This window comes from Aureimonas sp. AU4 (assembly GCF_001463765.1).
Lineage (GTDB): Bacteria > Pseudomonadota > Alphaproteobacteria > Rhizobiales > Rhizobiaceae > Aureimonas.
Window position 1 is genome coordinate 13,352 of the sequence record NZ_BBWK01000050.1, and the last position, 22,877, is coordinate 36,228.

The following is a 22,877-nucleotide window of genomic DNA, read 5'->3' on the forward strand; positions in this document are numbered from 1 at the left end:
GATCGCGACTAGACGGGCGGCTGGACGAGGCCGACGAGGCGCAGCACCACGCCTTGCGCAAGCATGACGCCGAGCCAGTGCGCGGCCTCGCGCGCGACCGCGCCGGTCGAAAGCCCCCGGCGGCCGAGGCTCACCGCGAAGGCCGGCACGAGGAAGCCGATCCAGATCACCACGGGCGTCGCCAGCGTCATGACCCAGACGCCCGCCTGGGGCGGCGCGAGGATCAGCGCGCCCGCCAGGATCGAGGCCAGCCAGAACTCCGCGGCGAAGGCCATCGCGCCAAAGCCGGGCGTGAGCGGCCGCGCGTCGGGCGTGCGGCCGAGGGTCCGGTACCAGACGAAGCCGAACAGGAGGCCGGCAAGCGTCGCGGCGAGGATCGCGACGATGTTGTCGAGGATATAGGTCAAGGCGGCGGGCTCCGGCGCAAACGGCGCTTCGCCTCAAGCTAAGGCGGCGGGCCCCGGGCGCCAGCGCCCGTTACGCCCCCGGTTCCTTCCGCCGCAGGTCAGCCCTTGGCGAGCGAGGCGTCCAGCGCGTCGCGCAGCGAGCGGACCTCCTGGTTCAGCCGCACGAGATCGGCCACCGGACGGTTGGCGCCCGCCACCAGCCGCTCGCCGAGGCACACGCATTCGGCCAGAAGCGAGCGGCCCGCCTCGGTCAGGCGCACGATCACCTGCCTCTCGTTCTGGGGATTGCGCTCGCGCTCCACGAGGCCGGCCGCCGCCAGACGCTTCACCAGCGGGGTGATCGTGCTCGACTCCAGCATGAGGCGGTCGGCGATCGCGCCGATCGAGCGCTCGTCCTCCTCGCCCAGGGCGGACAGGAGCAGATACTGCGGGTAGGTGATGCCCATGCGGTCGAGCAGGGGCTTGTAGGCCCGGCCTACCGCCATGGAAGCCCCATAGAGCGAGAAGCAGAGCTGGTCGTCCAAGGGAATCGTGGGCGCGGATCGGGTCATGAAGGGCTCTCGCATCGGGGCGAGACGAATATCGCGGTAAAATACCGCTGGACAAGGGCTGCCGCGAGTTCTAGTTGTCATTTATCGCAATAACATTCATCGAAGAAACTAACGCCGCTTCCCTTTTTCGAGGAGACATCCCGATGTCCACGATCCGCAATGCCGCCCTCGCCCTCGCCGCCACGCTTCTGACCTCCGCCGCCGCCGCGCCCGCCAGCGCGCAGGCCAGGAACGTCGTTCTCGTCCACGGCGCGCTGGTGGACGGCTCCGGATGGCGGGGCGTCTCCGACATTCTCACCCGGGACGGCTACAACGTCTCGATCGTGCAGCAGCCACTGACCGGCCTCGACCAGGATGTGGCCGCGACCCGCCGCGTCCTCGACCGGCAGGAGGGCGACACGGTTCTCGTGGGCCATTCCTACGGCGGCACGGTCATCACCGAGGCCGGCAACGATCCCAAGGTCAAGGCGCTGGTCTACGTCGCCGCGCTGCAGCCCGAGAAGGGCGAGACGACGGGCGGCCTCGTCGGCTCGATGCCCTCGCCCTCCAACGACATCAAGCCCACGCCCGACGGCTTCCTGTTCCTCGACCCGGCCAAGTTCCCGGCAGACTTCGGCGCCGACCTGCCCAGGGACCAGGCCGAGTTCATGGCCCGCTCGCAGATGCCCGTCGCGGTCGCCGCCTTCCAGGCGCCGGTCGGCGAGCCCGCCTGGAAGGGCCGCCCGAGCTACGGCATCGTGGCCAGGAACGACATGACGCTGAACCCCGACCTGCAGCGCATGATGTACAAGCGCGCCGGCGCCGAGATCACCGAGATCGACGGCAGCCACGCCCTCTACATCTCGCAGGCGGCGGCCGTCGCGAAGGTCATCGAGGAGGCAGCCAAGGCCGCGAAGTGACCCCTTCGACCGGGCGAACCGGCGGGACGGGAGCGGTCGCCGGCCGCTCCCGTCCCGCACCAGGCCGATCGGCGCTGCGCCCGCCGCCGATTGCGACAGTTTCGTGAAGACGAGGCCGCAGTAACGGGACGGCTCTCACCGAACGATGCTGACGCAGCGTCAGCTGGGCGGCGGCGTTGCTCGCGCCGTTGCCGCCTTCTACTCGTGTCTGCCCAAATCGGGTGTGGTTCATCACCGAATCGCAACTTTCGTCGCGCATAGGTCGCGGGACGCAACGCCCCGACACGGCGATCCGACGCATGAGCCTTTTGAGCCACAATCCCGTCACCGGCCCCCTTCTGCCGGCGCTGTTCGCAGTGCAGGTCGGCGTCATGGCCTGGGGCTTCTGGGCGGCGGGGGCCGAGCAGGCGCTGCCGCTGGGTGCGGCGCTCGCCCTTTCGCTCGCCTCCGCCCTGCTTCTGGCGCGGGCCTGGGCTCTCACCGCGCGCCGCCTGCGCCGGGGCGAGGTCGCGCAGGCCGAGCGGATGCGCCGTCTCGACGCCGATCCCCTGACCGGGGCCCTGGCGCGCGGCGCCTTCATGGCGCGGCTGCGCGCCGAGATCGCAGCCGGGGCTCCCTTGAGCCTTCTCCTGATCGACGTCGATCACTTCAAGTCCGTCAACGACAGCCTCGGCCATGCGGCGGGCGACGCGATCCTGCAGCGCCTGAGCGAGGTCGCGACACGCTCCTTTCCCGGCGCGACGCTGGGGCGCCTCGGGGGCGACGAGTTCGCCCTCCTGCTCGGCGCCGCGCCGGCGCAGGCACAAGTCGCCGCCGAGCGCTTCCTGGCCGCGCTGCGCGAGCCGCACCCGCTCGATGGACGCCTCGTCGGGATCGACGTCTCGATCGGACTGGCCGCCGCGCCCGACCACGGATCCTTCGAGGACGAGCTGATGCTCCACGCGGACCTCGCCCTCTACGAGAGCAAGCGGCGCGGGCGGGGCTGCGTGACCGCGTTCGACGAGGCGATGCGCCAGGACCGCAAGCAGCGCCGCTTCATCGAGCGTGAACTGCGGGCGGCCATCCTGCTCGACGAACTCGACCTGCACTACCAGCCGCTGGTGGATGTCGGCGGCACGGTGGTGGGCGTCGAGGGGCTTGTGCGCTGGCGCCACCCCTTGCGCGGCATGATCATGCCGGGCGACTTCATCCCGGTCGCCGAGCAGTCGCCGCTGATCGACAGCCTCGGCGAATGGGTGCTGCGCCGGGCCTGCCGCGACGCCGCCGCGCTGCCGGGCCGCTTCATCTCGCTCAACCTCTCGGGCGCCCAGCTGAAGCGCGACGGCTTCGTCGAGACGGTGCGCCGAGTGCTGGCCGAAACGGGCGTCGCGCCCGCCCGCTTCACCTTCGAGATCACGGAAACCGTCGCGGTGAGCGCGACGCCGGGCGTGCTCGCTCGGCTCGAGGCGCTGCGCGCCATGGGCCTGCGCCTCGCGCTCGACGACTTCGGCACCGGCAACATGGGCCTCAGCGCCCTGCGCGCGCTGCCGGTCGACGGCATCAAGATCGATCGCAGCTACGTCCAGGCCATGGGCTCGGACGAGATCGCCTCGATCGTCGTCTCGGCGCTCGGCGCGATCGGCCGCGCGCGCGGCATGCCGGTCGTGGCGGAGGGCATCGAGAACGACGCCCACCTCGCCATGGCGAAGGCAGCCGGCTGCTCGCTCTTCCAGGGCTACCTGATCGGGCGTCCCGCGCCGCTCGCACCGCCGCTCGCCCTTACGGCCTGAGGCGCGGCGGAAGGCGGGCGCCCGCCCCCTGCCATCCGACCATCGCCGCCTCGATCGGCTGCCGGTCCGGATCGAGCCTCCCGTCCCGCACGCTCTCGCGGAGGGTGTTCGGTGGGCCGTCGATGTCGAGGGCTCGACAGTCGCCGCGCAGCGGCGAAGCGCGCCGCCTGTGCCGCCGGGCACAGACAGGACGTGCGCCCCAACCTTAAAAGGGAGATCCATGCCCCTGCGACGGACCCGCCGCCGATGACGATCGACCTTCTGCTTCGCGAACTCGGACGCAGGATCGGCCTTCCCGATCTCGACTTCGGCCCCGGTGGCGAGGTCCGCCTGGAGATCGACGGGCTCGCGGTCGACCTGACGCGGGGGCCGGGCGGCGAGGAGCTTCTCGTCTCGGCGCTGGCGGGCGAGCTGCCGGCGGGCGACGAGGCGGGCGCGGCCCTTCGGCTTCTGGCCGCCAACGCCCTCTTCTCGCAGACCGACGGGGCGACGCTCGGCGTGCCCGCCGGCTCCAGCGCCGTGGTGCTGGCGCGCGAGTTGGCGGCCGGCAGCCTCGATGCCGCAGCCCTCGAGACGGTCCTCGACCGCTTCACCGCGACCGCGCTGGCCGTGCCGGCGCTGCTCCGGGCACAGCCGATGGCCGATCGGCCAGCGGCGCACGAAGACTTCCTCAATATGACGCGGGTTTGACGATGGTTCAGGGAACGTCCATTTCGCAGGTCCGCCTCGCGCAGCCGACCGATCGCATGGTCCTGGCCGAGGGCGGCGGCTTCAAGGCCGCCGGCTCCGGCTCGATCGGCAGCCGCATCGTGAACGTCCTGAAGGAGGCCTTCTTCAAGGACACGGTGAAGGCCGAGAACCGGCAGGCCTATCAGGCGGCACGCGCCGAATGGGGCGCCAAGCATGGCCGAGAGACGTCCACCGTGCGCGAGTTCTTCGACAGTCGCATCAGCAGCGGCGAGCGCTTCAACGCCTCGGCGCGCGACGCGCTGCTCGATCTGCCCGCCCTGTCCTACAAGCTGACGCCGCTGGCCGAGAACACGCGCGGTCTGGTCGAGACGACGCTCAAGGGCATGACGGGGGACGCCGCCCGGAACGCGCGTGTCGCCATCCCCGGCCATCCCGGCGCGACGCTATGCGAGCAGTTCGTCAAGGATCTGCCGCGCGGCACGCTGACCCTGGACGACGAGCCGCTGATGATGGACGGGCACTTCATCCCGACCGGCGAGCTCGTCCGCGGCACCGAGGGCTGGGAAGCCAAGACCGCCGAGCGGGTCGGCGGCGCCCTGGCCGAGCGGTTCGGGGCCGACTACGCGGACGCGATCTCCCGCTACGCCCATCAGGGCCTCATGGAGGCGACGCTCGTGCTCAGCATGGGTCCCGACAATCCCTTGCGCCTGTCGGACGGCTCGGAGCTCAACCTGGCGGCCGGCGCGGACCCCAGCTACGTGGTCCACGTGTCTCGCAACGAGGACGGCACGGTGCATATCCAGTGCGACGCCGGCTTCAGCGCCGAGAAGGTGAAGGTCGACGGGGTCATGCCGGACGGGCACCCGCTGGCCCGGCTCAGCGACACGTCGGCGGCGCTCTTCAGCTACGGGTTCGACCTCGTGCGCGACGAGGCGGGCGGGGGCTTCCGCTGCGAGAACGTGTCGCCGATCTCCTATTCCGGCGACCTGCGGCTGCGGCCGGGGGCCTGAACGGTCCGGTCGGCGATGGCGGGGTTGCGGGACGCAGCGTAAGGGGTCCATAGCGCTCGCGTCCCGGCGCCGCGTCGCGATGGCAACGCAACACCGCCGTCGTGCGTTACGGGACCCTTCATTCCCTGCATGAGAGTTCCCCCATGTCCGCTCCCTCCCTCGAAGGCCGCACCATTCTCGTTGTCGAGGACGATCCCCGCATCGCGGGCGAGATCGCCATGGCGCTCGAGGATCGCGGCGCCTCGGTGGTCGGCCCCTGCAACGGCATCCGCGAGGCGATCGCGGCGATCGGCGAGATCTCCGACCTGTCGGGCGCCGTGCTCGACGTGAACCTGTCGGGCGAGCTGGTCTTTCCGGTCGCCTACGATCTGGCGCGGCGCGCCGTCCCCTTCGTGTTCCTGACCGGCTACGACCGATCGCTGGTGGCCGTGCGCTTCAAGTCCGTGCCCGCCTTCGAGAAGCCCGTGCGGCCGGAAGAGGTGGTGGAGGCGCTCGCTGCCGAGATGGAGGCGGTTCCGCAGCGCCGCTCGGCCTGATCCGTTAACGGATCGTTTCACGTGAAACAGGCGGGGCGCCCGCCTGTTTCACAAGGTCGCCAGCACCCCGCCGTCGACATAGAGGATCTGGCCGTTGACGAAGTCCGAGGCGCGCGAGGCCAGGAAGATCGCCGCGCCCTGCAGCTCCTCGACCTCGCCCCAGCGCCCCGCCGGCGTGCGCTTCTCCAGCCACTCGTTGAAGGCCGGGTCCTCGACCAGCGCCTGGTTGAGGGGCGTGCGGAAGTAGCCCGGGCCGATCGCGTTGACCTGCAGCCCGTGGCGCGCCCAGTCCGTGCACATGCCGCGGGTGAGGTTCAGCACCGCGCCCTTGGAGGCCGTGTAGGGCGCGATGGAATAGCGCGCGGCCTGCGCCTGAAGGCTCGCGATGTTGATGATCTTGCCGCGCCCGCGCCCGATCATGCGACGCGCCACCGCCTGGCTGACGAAGAAGACCGAATCGACATTGGCCCGCATGATCTCGGCCCAGGTCTCGGCGGCGTAGTCCTCGAGCGCCCCGCGTCGTTGGATGCCCGCATTGTTGACGAGGATGTCGATCGGGCCGACATCGCGCTCGATGCGCCCGACCGCCGCCTCAACGGCGGGCCGGTCGGTCACGTCGAACGCCACTGCCGCCGTCGCAATCCCCTCACCACCCAGGCGCTCGGCCGCCGCCGCGAGCTTGGCCTCGTCGCGGCCGTTGAGGACGACGCGAGCGCCCGCGCGGCCCAGCCCTTGGGCGATCGCATGGCCGATGCCCTGGCCGGAGCCCGTGACGAGCGCCGTGCGCCCAGAGAGATCGAAGAGCTTCAGGGACAGGGTCTCATTCCTCGTCCGGGTCGGTCCAGGTCGCGGCGTGGGCGTTGACGTAGATCGCGTAGAGCGAGGTCTGGGCGGTGATGAAGAGCCGGTTGCGCTTGGGGCCTCCGAAGCACAGGTTCGACACGACTTCCGGCACCGGGATCGAGCCGATATGCGTGCCGTCCGGCGTGAAGACGCAGACCGCGTCCCGGCTGGAGGCCCAGAGGTTGCCGTTCGAGTCGCAGCGGAAGCCGTCCACCACGCCGCGCGGCACGCGCGCGAAGTCGGCGCCCGCGCCCGGACGCCCGTCCGCGCCGATCGGGTAGGCGCGCACGCCGGGCACGAGGTCCGGGTCGTGCGAGGAGCCGGTGTCCGACACGTAGAGCACGCGCTCGTCCGGCGAGAAGGCGAGCCCGTTCGGCCGCACCATGTCGGTGACCATCGCCTCCACCGCCCCGCTCGACGGGTCGAGGCGATAGACGTGGCAGCGCCCCTCGAGCTCGCTTGGCGAGCGGTGCCCTTCGTAGTGCGAATCGATGCCGTAGGTCGGGTCGGTGAACCAGACCGAGCCGTCGGAACGAACCACGACGTCGTTGGGCGAGTTGAGCCGGCGCCCGCCGACGCGCGTCGCCAGCGCCCGCCAGACGCCGTCGTGGTCGAGGCGCGAGACGCGGCGCCGCCCGTGCTCGCAGGCGACGACGCGCCCCTCCCCGTCCGTCGTGTGGCCGTTGTGGAAGCCGCACGGGGTTTCGAAGACCGAGACCGAGCCGTCGCACTCGTCCCAGCGCATGAGGCGGTCGTTGGGGATGTCGCTCCACAGGAGCGAGCGGGCGGCCGGAACGTAGACCGGACCCTCCACCCATCGCCCGCCGGTCCACAGCCGCTCCAGCTGCGCATGGCCGACGATCAGCTTGGAGAAGCGCGGATCGAGAATCTCGTAGGAACTGGACATGGCGCCGTCAGAGCGCCGCCGACTTGCGCAGGCTTTCCAGGAAGAGGCGCGCGACCCCCTTCACCGCCTCGTCGTCCTTGGTCTCGTCGTGCGCCCGGTCGCCGAGCCGCTCGAGGCTGCCCTCCAGGTGGTCGATCAGCCCGGGGTGCTTGTGCTCGACATAGACGAGCGTGTGGAAGAGCAGGTGCTCGACGGCCAGCTCGCGCTGGCGCTCGGAGGCCACCGCCTCCTTCAGATCCGTGGTCTCCGGCATGATCGCTCCCCTCGCCGACTCAAGGCGTGGGAAGCTAGGACCAAGGCGGCCGTCGGCCAAGCTCGAAAACGCGCGCGCTCGCGAAAGCTTTGGGGCGCGGCTGCTTGACATACGTATCTCACGGCCATCCTTCTCTCCCCGGAACTGGAGACGCCGGTTGCGGCGCGCCCCTTCACGGGGCCGGCGAAAGACGCCACAAACGGCGCGGGGGAGGACAGTGATGACGATGAAGACCATTCGGGGGCCGGGCATCTTCCTGGCGCAGTTCGCCGGCGACGGGGCTCCCTTCAACTCGCTCGACGCGATCTGCGGCTGGGCCGCCTCGCTCGGCTACAAGGGCGTGCAGATCCCGACCTGGGACGCGCGGCTCTTCGACCTCAAGCGCGCCGGCGAGTCCAAGGACTATTGCGACGAGGTGACGGGCATCGCCGCCGGCCACGGCCTCGCCGTCACCGAGCTCTCGACCCACCTCCAGGGCCAGCTCGTCGCCGTCCATCCCGCCTACGACCTCGCCTTTGACGGGTTCGCGGCGCCGGAGGTCCGCGGCAACCCGCAGGCGCGCCAGGAATGGGCGGTGGGCCAGGTGCGCTCGGCGCTCACCGCCTCGCGCCACATGGGCCTCAAGGCGCACGCGACCTTTTCGGGCGCGCTCGCCTGGCCCTATGTCTACCCCTGGCCGCAGCGTCCCGCCGGTCTAGTCGAAACCGCCTTCGACGAGCTCGCCAAGCGCTGGCGGCCGATCCTCGACCACGCCGAGGAGATGGGCGTCGACGTCGCCTATGAGATCCATCCGGGCGAGGACCTGCACGACGGGGCGAGCTACGAGATGTTCCTCGAGCGCGTCGACGATCATCCGCGCGCCAACCTCCTCTACGATCCCTCGCACTTCGTGCTGCAGGGGCTCGACTATCTCGACTACATCGACATCTACGCCAGCCGCATCCGCGCCTTCCATGCCAAGGACGCCGAGTTCAACCCGACCGGGCGCCAGGGCGTCTACGGCGGCTTCCAGTCCTGGGTGAACCGGGCCGGGCGGTTCCGGTCTCTCGGCGACGGGCAGGTGGACTTCGGCGCGGTCTTCTCGAAGCTGACGGCCCACGGCTTCGACGGCTGGGCCGTTCTGGAATGGGAATGCGCGATCAAGAGCGCGGAACAGGGCGCCCGCGAGGGCGCGCCCTTCATCGCCGCCCACATCATCGAGGCGACCACGAGCGCCTTCGACGACTTCGCCTCGGGCGGCACCGACGAAGCCACCAACCGCCGCATGCTCGGACTGGGTTGAGGAGACCGCACGCATGACCATCGAAGCCAGCCATTCCGAGGGCCGCGCGCCCCGCATCCGCCTCGGCATGGTGGGCGGGGGCCAGGGCGCCTTCATCGGCGCGGTCCACCGCATCGCCGCCCGCCTCGACGACCGCTACGAGCTGGTGGCGGGCGCGCTCTCCTCGGACGCGGAGCGCTCGCGCGCCTCGGCCGCCGACCTCGGCCTCGATCCGGCCCGCGCCTACGGCTCGTTCGAGGAGATGGCCAGGGCGGAAGCCGCGCGGCCGGACGGCATCGAGGCCGTCTCGATCGTGACGCCCAACCACATGCACGTGCCCGCCGCCAAGGCCTTTCTCCAGGCCGGCATCCACGTCATCTGCGACAAGCCGCTGGCGCTCTCGCTCGCCGAGGCCGAGGATCTCGCCGCGCTCGTGGAGCGTTCGGGACGCGTCTTCGCGCTCACCCACAACTACACCGGCTACCCGATGATCCGCGAGGCGCGGGCGCGCGTCATGGCGGGCGAGCTCGGCGAGCTTCGCCTCGTGCAGGCCGAATATCCGCAGGACTGGCTCGCCAGAAGCGCCGAGACCGAGGGCTCCAAGCAGGCGGAGTGGCGCACCGACCCGGCGCGCTCGGGCGCGGGCGGCTGCATCGGCGACATCGGCACCCACGCCTACAACCTCGCCTCCTTCATCACCGGGGAGGACGCCTCGGAACTTCTCGCCCAGCTGACCACCTTCGTGCCGGGCCGCCGGCTCGACGACGACGTGCAGATCCTCCTGCGCTACGCGAGCGGCATGCGCGGCATGCTCTGGGCGAGCCAAGTGGCGGTCGGCCACGAGAACGGGCTGAAGATCCGCGTCTATGGCACGGAAGCGGGCCTGGAATGGACGCAGGCCGACCCGAACTATCTCTGGTTCACGAAGCTCGGGCAGCCGAGACAGCTCATCACGCGCAACGGAGCGGGGTCGGGCGCGGAGAGCCGGCGCGTCTCGCGCATCCCCTCGGGCCACCCGGAGGGCTATCTCGAGGGCTTCGCCAACATCTACACCGAGGCGGCCGAGGCGATCCTGGCGGCGCGCGAGGGCCGACCCATGGATCCGGCGACCACCTTCCCGGGCATCCGCGAGGGTCTGGCCGGCATGCGCTTCATCGAGGCGGCGGTTCGCTCCAGCCGAAACAGCAACAGCTGGGAACGGATCGGCTGAGACCGCGCCCCGGACGGCGCCAAACGATCGGCGGTAGCCGGCTTACGGCAGGAGGAGATGCCTCCTGCCGACAAAGGTTCCGAAGCTCAGTGACAGAGACGCGGAGGGCGGGCCGCAAGGTCCGCCGCCAGCCCCAGCGCGTCCTGTTCGGCCCGGCCGAGATCGAGGCGGCGGCATTCGCTGGCAACGTAGCGGCACAGTTCGGCGAGCGCGCGGATGTCGTCCGTGTCGGTCGCCTCGGCGAGGGCGTGATCGAGTTCAGCGAGCATGCTTGGTCTCCGGTCGATGCGGTGAAAGCGAATGGGGCGGCATGGCGGGCAGAAACGGCTTCTGCGGACCGTGGCGGCGCAGGACCGGGCGGCTCGTGCCGGCAAGGCGCCGGGCGGAGGCCAGGCTCCGCTCGTCGACCCGCATGAAGGCGGCGACCTTCGAAGCCCCCTCGATCCGGGCCGGCAGTCCCAGCACCTGGACGTGCCAGCCCAGGCTCTCCCAGCGCGGCAGCCAATAGGCGTCCTCGACGCCGCCGACCCATTCCACGCCCTCCTCCAGGGCGTATTCCATGACCGCGCAGGCCATGGCGGCGAAGGTGACCTCCTCGCGGGCGGCGCAGGCATCCGCTTCCGCCGGCAGGCGCGTCCAGTCCGCCCATTGCGCTCGGTCGGGCAAGCCGCGTTCGACCGCGAGCTGCGGCAGGCCGCGCAGGCGGTTCGGACCGCAGGAGGGCATCAGCCGCGAGGCGGCGGCGACCCGCCCCTCCTCGATGCCAAGAAGAAGGGTTCCCCCGTCCACGACCGGATCGCAGCAGCCGAGCAGATCGTCCTGGCGCAGAAGGCGGGCCGGGATCGGGCACGGCATCTCCCGCGACGGGCGCGAGGCGACCACCGGTGCGTGCGACGCATAGGCTCCCTCGTAAAGGAAGCGGTTGCGATCGGTGACGACATGGACTTCGAGCATGCGTCCTCCCTCGCCCTGATCCCGTGGGGAGCGTCCGATCGCGTCGGCGCGGCGTTGTTGCGTCTTCGATATCGCTCCCGCGCGCCTCGCCCAATACCTGGATTCAGGTAGCCTTCGCCTGGGCGAGGCGGGCGCGGCCGCTTCAGATCCGGACCTCGCCAGAGCGGATGCCCTCGGCCACGGCCTGCGCGATCGTCGCCGCGTTCAGCTTCAGGCGCACGTTGCGCAGATGCGTCTGGATCGTGAGGCGCGACAGGCCGAGGATGGAGGCGACGTCGTCGACCGTCTTGCCGACCGCGATCCAGGTCAGGCACTCGGCCTCGCGCGCGGTGAGGAGCGGCGCCGCCGTTCCGAGGCGGCCCGTCAGCCGGCGTAGCCGGTTGGCGGCGTAGATGGCCATGAGGTGGAGCGCCGCGAGATCGACCGGCGAGGCGTCCAGGGCGCGCGAGGTCGCGAAGGACACGTTGGCCTGCCATTGGCGGGGCGAGAACATCGGCACGACGAAGCCGTCGACCATGCCGTGCTCGGCCGCCTCGCCCATGAAGCGGCCGGTCATATCGGTGCGCATGGCCGGGTCCGGAACGGCGGACCAGCGGAACGGCTCGGTGGTGCGGCCGGCCCACTGGGCCACGGGATCGTGGGGAAAGTATTCGCGCTCGACGTAGCGGTGGAACCAGTCCTGGTTCCAGACGCAACCCATGATCTCAGGCCCGAAGGGCTGCCCGGGCGCGGGCACGCCGCAAACGATCAACCCCTCGATGCCGACCTGCGACGCCTCGCGGTAGAGGTCCGCGACGACCTCGTCCACCGTATCGTGCAGCTTCACCCGTTCGATGAAATCGAAGGGCCGCAGGTTGACGCTCATCCCGGTTCCGCTCATGGCAGCCGCCACACCTCGAAGTGTGGAAAATGCACGTATAGAGCGAGATTGGTTCGAGGGCCATCACTCATCAACCCTATGTGATAAGGTTGTCTTCGAAGCCAAGACGCGTCCCGGCTTTCGACATGGTTCGACGGCCGGGACGAGGAGCGACGGTGCGCTCGCCGCGCCCTTCAGGACAGGTCCACCGGCTTAGAGCGCAGGCGCGCGGCGGTGGCCGGGTCGGCCCGCCGGCACAGGACCGGCGGCAGGCCGCGCAGGATCAGCTCGGCATCGGCCACCGCCATCGCCCCGATCGCGTGGAAGGCGTCGAGCGTGCCGCCGGTGCGATGCGCCGACAGAAGCAGCCCCGGCACCGCGCGCACCGGGTCGTCGGCGGCCACCGGCTCCTGCGGGAAGACGTCGGTCGCCGCGCGGATGTGGCCGGAGCGCACGGCCTCCAGGAAGGCGGGAAAGTCCACGACGCCCGCCCGGCTCATCAGGAGGAACGACGCGCCCGGCTGCATCAGAGAGAACTCGCGCGCGCCGATGAAGCCCTGGTTCTCGGAGGTGACGCCCGCGAACACGGCGACCGTGCGGCTTTCGCGCAGGACCTCGTCCAGTGAGGCGGGCATCGCCTCGGCCCGCTCGATCACCTCGGCCGGCAGCCAGGGGTCGTAGATGCGCACCGTGTTGCGGAAGGGCCGGATCAGCTCGCGGAACTGCCGTCCGAGATCGCCGAAGCCGACGATGCCAACGCTTGAGCCCATGAAGCGGAACGTATGCTCGTTGGCCGCCAGCCCGTAGCTCTCGCGGCCCTCGCGAAACAGACGGTCGGCCTCGGTGATGCCGCGCGCCAGATCGATCGCCATGCCGAGCGCGGCCTCGGCCACGGGCGCGGCGAAGGCGGAGGCCGGGGTGATGACGTGGACGCCCCGGTCCTGCGCCGCCGCGTAGTCGATGTTGGGCAGGAAGTTGGTTTCGACGTTGATGATGGCCTTGAGGTGGGGCGCGCGCTCCAGGCGCCCGCGGTCCATCGCCGTCTGGCCGAAGATCAGGACGGTCTCGGGCAGGAGGCGCTCCACGGTCTCGTCGGGCATGGGGCGATCCTGCGAGACGACCACCTCGCCCATCGCCTCCAGCCGGCGCCGGACGTCGGGCGTCATGATGAGGTCGAGGGTCCGGGGCAGCGGATCCACGAGGATGATGCGGCGCGTCATGGGGAACTCCGGGTCGGGGACGGCCCGGGGCTAGACGGCGGCGGACCCGCTGGCAAGCACCCCCGCGAGAAGGCGTGCCTGGAACCGCCGCGCCCCGGCCCGCCTTTTGCCCCCGCTGCCCGTCGATCCGGGGCGGCGGGGACGAGAGATGACGACGAACCGATACTACCAGGGGCCGGTCACCGACCATTTCGACGGGACGCGCTTCTTCAACCGGGGCGGTGCGCGCGACAAGTCGGTGCTCGACATCCTGCGCTGGAAGATGAAGAGCCGTCGCGAGCGCTGGCCGGACCACCCGCCCGCGGTGACGCCGGATCGCCCGCCCGAGCGGAGCCGGCCGCTGCGCGTCGCCTTTGTCGGGCACGGGACGATCCTCCTGCAGGTCGAGAACCGCAACCTCCTGATCGACCCGGTCTGGTCGGAGCGAGTCAGCCCGTTCCGCCGCGTCGGCCCCAGGCGCGTGAACCCGCCCGGCATCCGCTTCGAGGACCTGCCGCCGATCGACGCGGTGCTCCTCACCCACAACCATTACGACCATCTCGACCTCGATACGTTGAAACGGCTGGAGGCGACGTTCCGACCCCGTGTCGTGACCCCGCTCGGCAACGACGCGGTGATCCATGCGGCCGTGCCCGCGATGCGTGTCGACACGGGCGACTGGGGTGCGTCATTCGATCTGGGAGGCGGCGTCGAGACCGTGCTCCACCCCGCCAACCACTGGTCGTCGCGCTCGCTCTCGGATCGGCGCATGGCGCTCTGGTGCGGCTTCGCGATCCGCAGCCCCCAGGGCCTTCTCTACCATTCCGGCGATACGGGCTACGGCGACGGCTCGATCTTCCGGCTGTTCCGCGAGCGGTTCGGCGCGCCCGACCTCGCCTTCCTGCCGATCGGCGCCTACGAGCCGCGCTGGTTCATGCGCGACCAGCACGTCGCGCCCGACGAAGCGGTGCGCATCCTCCTCGACACCGGCGCGCGGCGCGCGCTCGGCTTCCACTGGGGCACGTTCCCGCTCGCCGACGAGGGCATGGAGACGCCCGCGCGCGAGCTCGACGCCGCGCTGGACGAAGCCGGCATCGCGCGCGAGCGCTTCCGGCCGATGCGGCCGGGCGAGGTCTTCGCGTTCGAGGACGCGGTGTAACCCTTGCCAAGCGCCGCGCCCTCGGCTTCCTTCTCGCCGACCGGCGCAAGGCGACGATTCCGATGACCGCTTCCCAAGCCCTCTGGACCCCCTCCCCGGCCCGCGTCGAGGCCTCTGCGATGACCGCCTTCCGCCGCGCCTGCGAGCGGCGGACCGGCCGCGCGCTGCCCGACACGCGCGCGCTGCACCGCTGGTCGCTGGAGGAGCCCGGCGCCTTCTGGGAGGCGGTCTGGGACACGTTCGAGGTCCTGGGCGAGAAGGGCGAACGGCGCCTCGCGGACGGCGACGCGATGCCGGGCGCGCGCTTCTTTCCGGACGCCACGCTGAACTTCGCCGAGAACATCCTGCGGCAAAGGCCGGGCGTCGGCGACGGGGACGACGCGCTGGTCTGGCGCGTGGAGGACGCGGGCGGCGGTCGCTGGAGCTGGGCTGAGCTGCGCGCCGCCGTCTCGCGCCTGACGCAGGCGCTACGCGCCAGCGGCATTCGTTCTGGCGACCGCGTCGCCGCCCTCCTGCCCAATGGGCCGGAGGCGGTGGCCGCCATGCTCGCCGCCTCGGCGGTCGGCGCGGTCTGGTGCTCGGCCTCGCCCGACTTCGGCGCGCGCGGCGTTCTCGACCGGTTCGGCCAGATCGCCCCGCGCCTCCTTTTCGCCTGCGCCGTCTACCGCTACGCCGGCAAGGCGATCGATCTCGGCGCCAAGCTCGCCGAGATCGCCGGCGGCCTGCCGACGCTGGAGCGCGTCGTGATCATCGGCGAGGGCGGCGAGGCGCTCGCGCGGCAGCTGCCCGACGCGACGACGCTGGACGCCTTCCTCGAACCCTTCGCGCCGGGCGCGACCCGCTTCGAGCCGCTTCCCTTCGACCACCCGCTCGCGATCCTCTTCTCGTCGGGCACGACGGGCGTTCCCAAATGCATCGTCCACCGGGCGGGCGGCGTCCTGCTGCAGCACCTCAAGGAACAAGGGCTGCATTCCGACGTGCAGGCGGGCGACCGCGTCTTCTACTTCACGACGCTCGGCTGGATGATGTGGAACTGGCTCCTGTCGGGGCTGGCGCAAGGCGCGACGCTGCTGCTCTTCGACGGCTCGCCCTTCCACCCCGGCCCCGCCGTCCTGTGGGACTACGCGGCGCAGGAGCGCGCCACCCATTTCGGCACCTCCGCCAAGTATATCGACGCCCTGCGCAAGTCGGGCCTGAAGCCCGCGGCGAGCCATGACCTCGCCCGCTTGCGCGCCGTCCTCTCCACCGGCTCGCCGCTGTCCGCGGACGGCTTCCGCTTCGTCTACGAGGGGGTGAAGCGCGACCTTCATCTCGCCTCGATCTCGGGCGGCACCGACATCGTGTCCTGCTTCGTGCTCGGGGACCCGACGCGGCCCGTCCATGCCGGCGAGATCCAGGGTCCGGGACTCGGCATGGCGGTGGAGGTGTGGAACGAGGCGGGGCAGCCGGCGGCGGTCGGCGAGAAGGGCGAGCTCGTCTGCCGCCGCCCCTTTCCGTCCATGCCGCTCGGCTTCTGGAACGACGAGGGCGGAGCGCGCTATCGCGCGGCCTATTTCGAGCGCTTCGCAGGGGTCTGGTGCCACGGCGACTATGCCGAGACGACGCCGCACGGCGGCTTCGTGATCCACGGGCGCTCGGACGCCACGCTCAACCCCGGCGGGGTGCGCATCGGCACGGCCGAGATCTACGCGCAGGTCGAGCGCATCCCCGAGGTGGCGGAGGCCATCGCCGTCGCGCAGGACTGGGAGGGCGACGTGCGCGTCGTCCTGTTCGTGCGCCTTGCGGAGGGAGCGGTGCTCGACGAGGCGCTGGAGCGGCGCATCCGGCAGGGCATTCGCGAGGGCGCGAGCCCGCGCCACGTGCCCGCCCGCATCCTGGCGGTGGCCGACATCCCGCGCACCAAGTCCGGCAAGATCGTCGAGCTCGCGGTGCGCGAGGCGCTGCACGGGCGGCCCGTCGCCAATACCGAGGCGCTGGCCAACCCCGAGGCGCTCCGGCTGTTCGCGAACCGCGAGGAGCTTACGCGCTGAGGATCGCCGGGGCGGGGGGCGCCACGGCCCCGCCCGCCGCCAGCGCGCGCAGCTCGCCCAGTCCCTCGCGTTCGAGCCGGGCGAGCGCGTCGGCCGCGCTCGCGGGCCGGCCGAACAGGTAGCCCTGTCCGAGGCCGCAGCCGGTGCGCGCCACGAGCTGGCGCTGCTCCTCGGTCTCGATGCCCTCGGCCACGACGTCGAGCCTGAGGCGCCGGGCCAGGACGCACATGGTGGAGATGATCGCGAGCCCGTTCTCGCCCGCCCGCCCGTCCGCCAGGAAGGACCGGTCGATCTTCAGCTTGTCGAAGGGGAAGCGGCTGAGATAGCCGAGCGAGGAGTAGCCGGTGCCGAAGTCGTCGAGCGAGACGCGGCAGCCGAGCGCTCGCAGGGCGCTCATCGTGCGCAGCGCCGCCTCGTCGTTGTCGATGAGCGCCGTCTCGGTGACCTCCACCACGAAGCGCTGGGGTGCCAGGCCCGCGCGGTCGAGGACGTCGCGGATATGGTCGATGAGGCCGCCATCGGCGAACTGGCGCGTCGACACGTTCACGGCCACGAACACGCCCTCGGGCCAGGGCCGGGCCGCGCGCACGGCCTCGGCGATCACCCAGCGGCCGATCTGGAGAATCTGGGCGTTCTCCTCGGCAAGCGGGATGAACTCGGCCGGCGAGATGGCGCCGAACTCGGGATGCCGCCAGCGCAGGAGCGCCTCGAAGCCGCGCGTGCGCGCGGTGCGCAGGTCCACCACCGGCTGGAAGGCCAGATGCATCTCCCCGCGCTCGATCGCGCCGCGCAGGTCCTCCTGCAGGCGCCGCCGGTAGAGGAAGGTGCGCTTCATCTCGGGCCGGAACTCGACGGCGCACCCGCGACCGGCGAGCTTGGCCTCGTAGAGCGCGATGTCGGCATCCTTGAGAAGGCCCGCCTCGCTCGCGCCGTCGTCGCCCGCAGCGCTCGCGAAGCCGAGCGTGACGCCGACCGCGATCTCGCGCCCGTCGGTCAGGACCGGCTCGTCCATGCGCGCGATGATGCGCTCGCAGGCCGCGCGGCTGCGCCGGCTCGCGCCCTCGCCCTCGTAGAGCAGCGCGAACTCGTCGCCGCCGATGCGGGCGATCTCGGCGGCATCCGGCGCGGCGGCCCGCAGGCGCTGCGACACGCGCGTCAGGACGAGGTCGCCGACGTCGTGGCCGTGCGTGTCGTTGAGCGTCTTGAAGTGGTCGACGTCGACCAGGATCACGGCCCGCTCGCCGGAGCGGGCGAGCGCGCCGAGCCGCGCGCCGAAGCTCAGGCGGTTCGCGATGCCGGTCAGGGCGTCGCGTCGCACCGTGTGGTCGAGGCGCGCGTTCTGGCGCATCACGAAGGCGATTAGCGCCGCGCCCACCAGGACCAGCATCATCGTCATCACGCAAAGCCCCGCCAGGAGATGGCGCAGGCGGACCTGGTTCTCGGCGACGCGGTCGCCGGCCTGGGCGTGGGCCATCGACGTCATTTGCACGAGGGGCTGGATCAAAGGCTTGACGATCGCCTCGGAGCGGGTGATCGCGGTCGCATCGGGCAGCCGCGCGATCAGGGGCTCCAGCTCGCGCACGGCGTTGCGCAGGAGCGGCAGGATCTCGCTGCGCATCTCGGCGACCGGAAAGATACCGTTCTCGACGAGGCCGACCCGGTTGCGCAGGATGGCGTAGCGCAGCTTCACCGGCTCGACGCCGTCGCGCGCGACATCGTCGATGCTGAGCTGGAGGCGCGCGATCTCGATCGCGGCCTGGGCGGCGTCGAAGGTGCGGTTGTAGCGTCCGGCCTCGTCGATCGAGCGCTGGTAGCTCACCGCGAGCGAGGCGCACGCGATCGCGAGCACGGCCAGGAGGCCGGTCACGCCCATCAAGCCGTAGCGCAGCTTCTGGAAGCGGCGCGGCAGCGACAGCCTCGCGCGGTGGATCATGACGCGGCGACGACCTCGCAGAGCTGCCAGACGGCGCGGCTGTAGTAGGTCTGGTGGCGCAGTTCCTCGCGCTCGTCGAAGGGGAAGAGAAGGAAGATCGGCCCCTTGTCGCTCACCGGCATGAGGACGCCGTCCTGCCGGGTGGCGAAGAGGCCGTCCCCCTCGACGAGCTCGTCGGCGTCCGCGTCCACGACGTAGTCGTTGAGGGCGACGAGGCGCAGGCGGTTTGCGCGCAGGTTGACGGCGGAGAAGAGGTCGCGCGCGGAGACGCCGGAGAACTCGGTCGCCTCCTTGTGCCAGAGCGTCGTGGTGCGAAAGCGCGTCTGGGGCAGCGCGTCGAGCGCGGCGGTGTCGAAGCTCATGTCACCCGGTCCCGGTCCGGGCCCGACCTCGCCGCGCACCCGCAGCACCGGCTCCGTCGCAAGAGCGAAGGAGGGCCTGGCAAGCGAGAGGGATAATAAGCCCGCCATACCGGTAAGAAACGATCGGCGACTCGTCATGCATCGGCCCCTCTTGCTGCCGCATGACCTTAAGGGAGATCGGTTAAGCGTCCCTCTCGACTTCTCCCGCACCTGCTAAAACTGGCGAAAAACTGGGGCGGCTCGGCGCGAAACGCAAAGCGGGCCCCGGGGCGCTCGGCCCCGGGACCCGCCGGAACGGCCGATCCGTTCCTTCTGCCGCTCAGAACGGCGAATCGGGGTAGTAGAACTCGCTCGCGTTGTCCTTGGTGACCAGCGTGGCGTCCAGCACGTAGGAGCCGCGGATCGGGTTCTGGTCGTAGAAGTTGGCGGCCGTCAGCTCCATCGCGGTCGCGATCATGGCCGGCGGATACAGGACGTCGACCGGCACCATCTTGTCGCCGTCGGCCACGCGCTTGATCATGTCCTTCATGCCGGCGCCGCCCACCACGAACTGGATGTCGGAGCGGCCCGACTGCTGGATGGCCTCGAGCACGCCCACCACCATGTCGTCGTCCTGCGCCCAGACCGCGTCGATCTTGGGGTACTTGGCGAGGTAGTCCTGCATGACGCGGAAGGCGTCGTCGCGCGACCAGTTGCCGAACTGGCGGTCGAGCACCTTGATCTTCGAGCCGGCGATGCCCTCGTCGAAGCCCTTCTGGCGCTCCTCGTCGATCACGATCGGCAGGCCGCGGATCACCGCGACGTCGCCGCCGTCGGGCATGCGCTCCTTGATGTACTCGCCCGCCGCGCGGCCGAGCTCGGGATTGTTGCCGGCGACATAGAGGTCCTGGATCGTGGGATCCGACAGCGCCCGGTCGACCACGGTCACGAACGTGCCCTTCTCCTTGACCTGGCGGATCGGGTCGGTCAGCTCGTCGGAGTTGTGCGGCAGGGTCACGAGGGCGTCCATGCCCTGCGCGGTGAGGTCCTCCAGGGCGTTGGCCTGGCTCGCGCCGTCGGGCGAGGTCTTCAGCACGATCTTGAGGCCGGGATAGCGCTTCTCGAGCTGCGCCTTGGCGCGCTCGGCATGGTAGACGACGCCGCCCGTCCAGCCGTGGTCGGCGGCCGGGATCGAGACCGCCATGGTCACCTGGCGCGGCTCCTGCGCCAGGGCCGCGGTGCCGAGCGAGGCGGTCAGAAGCGCGCCCGCCAGGGGTGCCAGAATTCTCTTCATGCTCAGATTCCTCCCAAGGAATGGCCGGGATGCGGGATGGAAGGCCGCCGGCGCCCCGGAAGCGCCGGCGGCGGCGAGGCTACCGCCTGGCCAGCGAGCGCTGGACCAGCATGGCGACGATGATGATGAGGCCCTGGACGGCGCCGATCAGGTATTCCGACACGAGGTCGGAGAGCACCATGATGTTGCCGACCACCTCCAGGATCAGGGCGCCGCAGACCGTGCCCCAGACGCGGCCGACGCCGCCGCGCAACGCGGTGCCCCCGATCACCACGGCGGTGATGGCCTGCAGCTCCCAGAGAAGGCCGGTGGTGGCCGTGGCGGCGCCCAGGCGCGGCACGTAGATCAGCACCGCGATCGCCACGCACAGGCCCTGGATCACGTAGGTGATCGTGCGCACGCGGTTCACCGACACGCCGGAATAGCGCGCGACCTCCTCGTTGGAGCCGACCGCCATGACGTGGCGCCCGAAGCGCGTGCGATAGAGGACGAAGGCGCCGATCGCGGCGACCAGAAGGATGGCGACCACGGGCAGGGGCACGCCGAAGACGCTGCCGAAATAGACCGGGCGATAGGCGGCGCGCAGTTCCTGCGAGCGCATCGCGATCGAGCCGCCCTCGGCCAGGAACACGGTGAGCGCGCGGAAGATGCCCATCGTGCCGAGCGTGACGATGAAGGGCTCGATGCGCCCGACCGTGGTGGTGAGCCCGTTCACGAGACCGCAGAGGGCGCCCGTCAGGAGCGCCAGCCCCATGCCCACCGCCAGCAGCGGCAGCGTGCCCTCCACGGGCGCCGCGTTCAGGAACAGGATCATCGTGCCCGCGACGAAGGCCGCCATGGCGCCGACCGAGAGATCGAGCCCGCCGGCCGAGATCACGAAGGTCGCCCCCACCGCGATCACCGCGATGAAGGCCGATCGCGTGACCACGTTGAGGATGTTGTCGAGCCCGAGGAAGTTCGGGTTCACGAGCGCGCCGAACACGACGAGCAGGGCCAGCGCGGCGAAGGGCGCGGCCGCGCGAAGATCGATCGCGCGTCGCCGGGGAACCGGCGCGGAAGCGGGGGATACGGCGTCGGTCATGCGTCTTCCGCCACGAGAGCGGCCTCCTTCTCGCTGGTTCCCGTCGCCAGCATGACGATGGCGCGCTCGGTCATCCGCTCGCCCGCGACCTCGCCCGCCACGCGCCCCTCGCGCATCACGAGGATGCGGTCGCACAGGCCGATCAGTTCGGGCATCTCGGAGGAGATGACGATCACCGACTTGCCGCTCTCTGCCAGCGCCGCCACGAAGCGGTAGATCTCGGCCTTGGTGCCGATGTCGATGCCGCGCGTCGGCTCGTCGATCACGACGATGCGCGGGTCCAGAAGCATCATCTTGGCGAGAAGCAGCTTCTGCTGGTTGCCGCCCGACAGCTGCCCGGCCAGGAGCCGGGGGTCGCGCGTGCGGATGTCGAACTCGCGGATCGCGGTCTGGAGGGCTGCGTCCTCGCGGGCGCGGTCGATGCCGAAGGCCCCCGCGAAATCCTTGAGGGCGGCGAGCGTCAGGTTGGTGCGAAGGTCCTGGGCGAGCAGCAGCCCTTTGCCCTTGCGGTCCTCGCTGAGGTAGACGATCCCCGCCCGCATGGCGTCGGCGGGCCGGGCGAAGCGCACCTCGCGCCCTTCCAGCCGCACGCGCCCCGTGGCCGGGCGCAGCGCCAGAATCCCTTCCATCAGCTCGGTGCGGCCCGCGCCTACGAGCCCCGCAAAGCCGAGGATCTCGCCGCGCCCCAGCTTGAACGAGGCGCCATGGACGAAGCCCGGCACGTGGATGTCCTCGGCCTCCAGCACGGTCTCGGTGCTCGCGCCCGCTCCCGCGCGCTCGGGGTAGAGCCGCGCGACGTCGCGGCCGACCATGAGGCGCGCCATGCCGGCGGTGTCGAGCGTCTCGGCGGGCACGGTGTCGACGCGCCGTCCGTCGCGCAGCACGGTGACGCGCGTGGCGAGCTGCTTCACCTCGGGCAGGCGGTGCGAGATGTAGAGGACGCCGACGCCGCGCTCGCGGATGCGGCGGATGACGGCGATCAGCGCCTCGGTCTCGTGCGGGGTGAGCGAGGCGGTCGGCTCGTCGAAGATCACGGCGCGGTGCGGCACGAGCAGGGCGCGCGCGATCTGGACGAGCTGACGCTGGGCGATCGAGAGACGATGCACCGGGGTGTCGGGCGGGATCTGCGCGCCGAGATCGGCCAGCGCCTCGGCGGCCTCGCGCTCCATGGCGCGCCGGTCGACCACGAGGCCGCGCATGCGCTCGCGCCCGAGGAAGATGTTCTCGGCCACCGTGAGGTCGGGAGCGAGCAGGATCTCCTGGTGCACCAGCACCACGCCGCGCTGCTCGGCCTTGGCGACCCCGCCCGAACCCAGCGGCTCGCCGTCCACGAGGACGCGTCCCCCGGTCGGCACGAGGTGGCCCGACAGGATCTTCATGAGCGTCGACTTGCCGGCGCCGTTCTCGCCGATCAGCGCGTGGACCTCGCCGGGCAGGAGCGTCAGCGACACGTCGCTGAGGACCTCCACCGGCCCGAAGCGCTGCGTGACGCCCTCGGCGGCCAGAACGGCGCGCGTCTGCGCGCTCACGTCCGGCCTCCGCGATCGACATGGCTTCGCACCCGATGATCCCGCATCCGGCTGTCCTCCCGGCGCGAAGTCTTACGCAACTCGCCTGAGGTACGAAAGTCATTTCGCCGCTTGCGCTTCACAGTTGCGCCAGGTCGTCAGGAAGCCGAAGCTTCGGCGGCA

The 22,877-nt window shown here is 71.0% G+C and carries 23 protein-coding genes; 9 read left to right on the top strand and 14 right to left on the bottom strand.

Annotated features, from left to right (window positions below):
- Positions 1-8 precede the first annotated feature (8 nt).
- Together AUL35_RS14970 and AUL35_RS14975 are read right to left on the bottom strand one after the other, a co-directional pair.
- Entirely contained in the window at positions 9-407 is a 399-nt protein-coding gene (locus tag AUL35_RS14970; RefSeq protein WP_062016143.1) for a hypothetical protein, read from the bottom strand.
- A gap of 98 nt (positions 408-505) precedes the next feature.
- On the bottom strand, positions 506-958 hold the full coding sequence (locus AUL35_RS14975; protein ID WP_062016145.1) for a MarR family winged helix-turn-helix transcriptional regulator: 453 nt from the start codon (positions 956-958) through the stop codon (positions 506-508).
- A 143-nt stretch (positions 959-1,101) separates the two neighbouring features.
- Between AUL35_RS14975 and AUL35_RS14980 the strand changes: the two genes are divergently transcribed.
- From AUL35_RS14980 to AUL35_RS15000, 5 genes are all read left to right on the top strand, one after another.
- The gene (locus AUL35_RS14980; RefSeq protein WP_082666356.1) at positions 1,102-1,857 is read left to right on the top strand and encodes an alpha/beta fold hydrolase; all 756 of its coding nucleotides are present in this window, start codon (positions 1,102-1,104) and stop codon (positions 1,855-1,857) included.
- Between the two features lie 299 nt (positions 1,858-2,156).
- Positions 2,157-3,626, top strand: a complete 1,470-nt coding sequence (locus AUL35_RS14985) for a bifunctional diguanylate cyclase/phosphodiesterase (protein ID WP_062016147.1) — start codon at positions 2,157-2,159, stop codon at positions 3,624-3,626.
- 246 nt (positions 3,627-3,872) lie between these two features.
- Complete coding sequence (locus AUL35_RS14990) at positions 3,873-4,316, top strand: type III secretion system chaperone (RefSeq protein ID WP_062016149.1); 444 nt, start codon at positions 3,873-3,875, stop codon at positions 4,314-4,316.
- A gap of 2 nt (positions 4,317-4,318) precedes the next feature.
- Positions 4,319-5,326 (top strand): hypothetical protein, encoded by a 1,008-nt coding sequence (locus AUL35_RS14995; RefSeq protein WP_062016151.1) that lies wholly within the window; start codon positions 4,319-4,321, stop codon positions 5,324-5,326.
- Positions 5,327-5,469: 143 nt separating this feature from the next.
- The gene (locus AUL35_RS15000; RefSeq protein WP_062016153.1) at positions 5,470-5,862 is read left to right on the top strand and encodes a response regulator; all 393 of its coding nucleotides are present in this window, start codon (positions 5,470-5,472) and stop codon (positions 5,860-5,862) included.
- 48 nt (positions 5,863-5,910) lie between these two features.
- Here AUL35_RS15000 and AUL35_RS15005 read toward each other — a convergent pair whose 3' ends face one another.
- Genes AUL35_RS15005 through AUL35_RS15015 form a run of 3 tightly spaced genes read right to left on the bottom strand, consistent with a single transcriptional unit; the run spans position 5,911 to position 7,865 of the window.
- Positions 5,911-6,678 (bottom strand): SDR family oxidoreductase, encoded by a 768-nt coding sequence (locus tag AUL35_RS15005; RefSeq protein ID WP_062016213.1) that lies wholly within the window; start codon positions 6,676-6,678, stop codon positions 5,911-5,913.
- 4 nt (positions 6,679-6,682) lie between these two features.
- Positions 6,683-7,612 (bottom strand): SMP-30/gluconolactonase/LRE family protein, encoded by a 930-nt coding sequence (locus AUL35_RS15010; RefSeq protein WP_062016155.1) that lies wholly within the window; start codon positions 7,610-7,612, stop codon positions 6,683-6,685.
- A 7-nt stretch (positions 7,613-7,619) separates the two neighbouring features.
- Positions 7,620-7,865, bottom strand: coding sequence for a hypothetical protein (locus AUL35_RS15015; RefSeq protein WP_192847104.1), 246 nt, complete (start codon positions 7,863-7,865; stop codon positions 7,620-7,622).
- Positions 7,866-8,091: 226 nt separating this feature from the next.
- On the opposite strand from AUL35_RS15015, the gene AUL35_RS15020 reads away from it, so the two are divergent.
- Both AUL35_RS15020 and AUL35_RS15025 read left to right on the top strand, forming a co-directional pair.
- On the top strand, positions 8,092-9,147 hold the full coding sequence (locus AUL35_RS15020) for a sugar phosphate isomerase/epimerase (protein ID WP_062016217.1): 1,056 nt from the start codon (positions 8,092-8,094) through the stop codon (positions 9,145-9,147).
- Between the two features lie 13 nt (positions 9,148-9,160).
- Positions 9,161-10,336, top strand: a complete 1,176-nt coding sequence (locus AUL35_RS15025) for a Gfo/Idh/MocA family protein (protein WP_062016157.1) — start codon at positions 9,161-9,163, stop codon at positions 10,334-10,336.
- Between the two features lie 86 nt (positions 10,337-10,422).
- On the opposite strand, the gene AUL35_RS15030 is transcribed toward AUL35_RS15025, so the two are convergent.
- The 4 genes from AUL35_RS15030 to AUL35_RS15045 all read right to left on the bottom strand — a co-directional run bounded on the left by AUL35_RS15030 (position 10,423) and on the right by AUL35_RS15045 (position 13,369).
- Positions 10,423-10,605 (bottom strand): hypothetical protein, encoded by a 183-nt coding sequence (locus tag AUL35_RS15030; RefSeq protein WP_062016159.1) that lies wholly within the window; start codon positions 10,603-10,605, stop codon positions 10,423-10,425.
- Positions 10,595-11,290, bottom strand: coding sequence for an acyl-homoserine-lactone synthase (locus AUL35_RS15035; RefSeq protein ID WP_062016161.1), 696 nt, complete (start codon positions 11,288-11,290; stop codon positions 10,595-10,597). Before AUL35_RS15035 ends, AUL35_RS15030 begins: the two co-directional genes overlap by 11 nt.
- A 142-nt stretch (positions 11,291-11,432) precedes the next feature.
- Entirely contained in the window at positions 11,433-12,170 is a 738-nt protein-coding gene (locus tag AUL35_RS15040; RefSeq protein WP_082666357.1) for a LuxR family transcriptional regulator, read from the bottom strand.
- A gap of 173 nt (positions 12,171-12,343) precedes the next feature.
- Positions 12,344-13,369 (bottom strand): hydroxyacid dehydrogenase, encoded by a 1,026-nt coding sequence (locus AUL35_RS15045; RefSeq protein WP_062016165.1) that lies wholly within the window; start codon positions 13,367-13,369, stop codon positions 12,344-12,346.
- A 148-nt stretch (positions 13,370-13,517) separates the two neighbouring features.
- Here AUL35_RS15045 and AUL35_RS15050 point away from each other — a divergent pair, with 148 nt between their 5' ends.
- Both AUL35_RS15050 and AUL35_RS15055 read left to right on the top strand, forming a co-directional pair.
- Positions 13,518-14,507, top strand: coding sequence for an MBL fold metallo-hydrolase (locus AUL35_RS15050; RefSeq protein ID WP_062016167.1), 990 nt, complete (start codon positions 13,518-13,520; stop codon positions 14,505-14,507).
- A gap of 62 nt (positions 14,508-14,569) precedes the next feature.
- On the top strand, positions 14,570-16,537 hold the full coding sequence (locus AUL35_RS15055) for an acetoacetate--CoA ligase (protein ID WP_062016169.1): 1,968 nt from the start codon (positions 14,570-14,572) through the stop codon (positions 16,535-16,537).
- Here the strand turns inward: AUL35_RS15055 and AUL35_RS15060 are convergent.
- From AUL35_RS15060 to AUL35_RS15080, 5 genes are all read right to left on the bottom strand, one after another.
- A complete protein-coding gene (locus AUL35_RS15060; protein WP_062016171.1) occupies positions 16,527-18,470 on the bottom strand; it encodes a bifunctional diguanylate cyclase/phosphodiesterase in 1,944 nt (647 codons plus the stop codon). The two genes, AUL35_RS15055 and AUL35_RS15060, sit on opposite strands and share 11 nt — an antisense overlap.
- Positions 18,467-18,832 (bottom strand): hypothetical protein, encoded by a 366-nt coding sequence (locus AUL35_RS15065; RefSeq protein ID WP_062016173.1) that lies wholly within the window; start codon positions 18,830-18,832, stop codon positions 18,467-18,469. Before AUL35_RS15065 ends, AUL35_RS15060 begins: the two co-directional genes overlap by 4 nt.
- Positions 18,833-19,151: 319 nt before the next feature.
- Positions 19,152-20,105, bottom strand: coding sequence for a substrate-binding domain-containing protein (locus AUL35_RS15070; RefSeq protein WP_062016175.1), 954 nt, complete (start codon positions 20,103-20,105; stop codon positions 19,152-19,154).
- 79 nt (positions 20,106-20,184) lie between these two features.
- On the bottom strand, positions 20,185-21,186 hold the full coding sequence (locus AUL35_RS15075; RefSeq protein WP_062016177.1) for an ABC transporter permease: 1,002 nt from the start codon (positions 21,184-21,186) through the stop codon (positions 20,185-20,187).
- Positions 21,183-22,715 (bottom strand): sugar ABC transporter ATP-binding protein, encoded by a 1,533-nt coding sequence (locus AUL35_RS15080; RefSeq protein WP_062016179.1) that lies wholly within the window; start codon positions 22,713-22,715, stop codon positions 21,183-21,185. Before AUL35_RS15080 ends, AUL35_RS15075 begins: the two co-directional genes overlap by 4 nt.
- Positions 22,716-22,877 lie beyond the last annotated feature (162 nt).